This is a genomic window from Methylobacterium sp. J-001, assembly GCF_022829565.1.
GTDB lineage: Bacteria > Pseudomonadota > Alphaproteobacteria > Rhizobiales > Beijerinckiaceae > Methylobacterium.
The window spans coordinates 1-1,096 of the sequence record NZ_JAKSYN010000175.1 but is presented as its reverse complement, the minus strand read 5'-3'; the positions used below and the strand labels follow the sequence as shown (position 1 = coordinate 1,096).

Annotated in this window: 2 protein-coding genes; one reads left to right on the top strand and one right to left on the bottom strand. The window is 65.6% G+C overall.

Going from position 1 to position 1,096, the window contains the following annotated elements; translation table 11 throughout:
• The first annotated feature begins 462 nt into the window (after positions 1 to 462).
• Positions 463 to 606, top strand: a complete 144-nt coding sequence (locus MKK65_RS22005) for a hypothetical protein (protein WP_243960204.1) — start codon at positions 463 to 465, stop codon at positions 604 to 606.
• Between the two features lie 61 nt (positions 607 to 667).
• Here MKK65_RS22005 and MKK65_RS22000 read toward each other — a convergent pair.
• The coding region (locus tag MKK65_RS22000) for a hypothetical protein (protein WP_243960203.1) at positions 668 to 1,096 on the bottom strand (429 nt) is incomplete at its 5' end.

Genomic DNA, 1,096 nt, shown 5'->3' with positions numbered 1-1,096 from the left:
TGTCTGGCGGACGCCTGAGGTCCGCGCATAGGGTCGCGAGCGAGGTATGGCGCGCGTGTGACAGTGGGGCGACAGGCAGGCGCTGCGCGCCCTGCGGCGGCGCGTTCGTCGAATCCCGTCGTCGAGAAGGCCGCTCAATGGGGAAGTCAGCCAAAGGGGTCGGATTGATAGACCTCGCAGCCTACCTCGACCAGCGAATGGAAGCCGCTCGTAAGGAGTGCCGCCAGCTCTACGGGTAGCTTTCAACGACAACGGCGCAGCAACGCATGAGGTCACTGCGCCGCTTGATCGGGCCGCCTGAGGGGGCGGAGGGCGGCCTTGAAAAAACGGGTACGCCTGAACCGATCACCGGGGCGTGCGCATCAGCACATCCAACCGCCTGTGGCTCGGATGCGACGCTGCTCGACGACCGCCTGTGGACGGCGCGGAATGCCCCTGATCGGTCAAGGTTCGAGGGCGAGCATGATGCTCCCATCCGATCCGGCTCGCCTCATGTTCGCCAGACCTCATGCCTTCGCCCTCTATCACCGCGAGCGCCTCGCCGTGCTCCTGTCCTCGGCCCTGTTCCTAGCCGGTGCGATCCCGTTGCTCTGGGCCGTGGGCTGACCCTCCAGGCGCATAAGAAAATACCTCGGCCCCCCGTTAGTAGCACTCAGCCGATGACCGCTCAGCCGGGGTCATCCGGTGACGCGCTCCGACGCTTCGAACCCGGCAGGCGAGGGGTCGTGTTCGTCCAGGGCATCGTGCCGTTCGGCCGGCGTGGGATCGATTGGACCTTGCCTTTAGGGTCGTCCGGTCGTTCGGGGCGCGGGCCTTGGCATCCACCATCACGCCACGCCCGGAATGCGCGCCCGTAGATCCATTCCTCCCGGTCGTGATCGGCTCGGACGATCATATCGGCGATCACCCGCTCAGCCTCTCCTTTGTTAAAATGCGCCTTCTTGAGCAACTGGATCGTGTAGCGCTGGAGGATCTGTACCTCGTTGTAGTCCGGGCGGGCGCGCAGGACCTGCAGCAGTGCATGCAGCACCGCCCTGCCGACATCGTCCCGTTTGGGCGTACCGGTCGCCAGACGGTTCTTACGGCGCTCGGCCTC

What these genes read in the sequence shown, in the direction of transcription:
- MKK65_RS22005 (WP_243960204.1), top strand. Translation starts at nt 463, where the DNA reads ATGATGCTCCCATCCGATCCGGCTCGCCTCATGTTCGCCAGACCTCAT.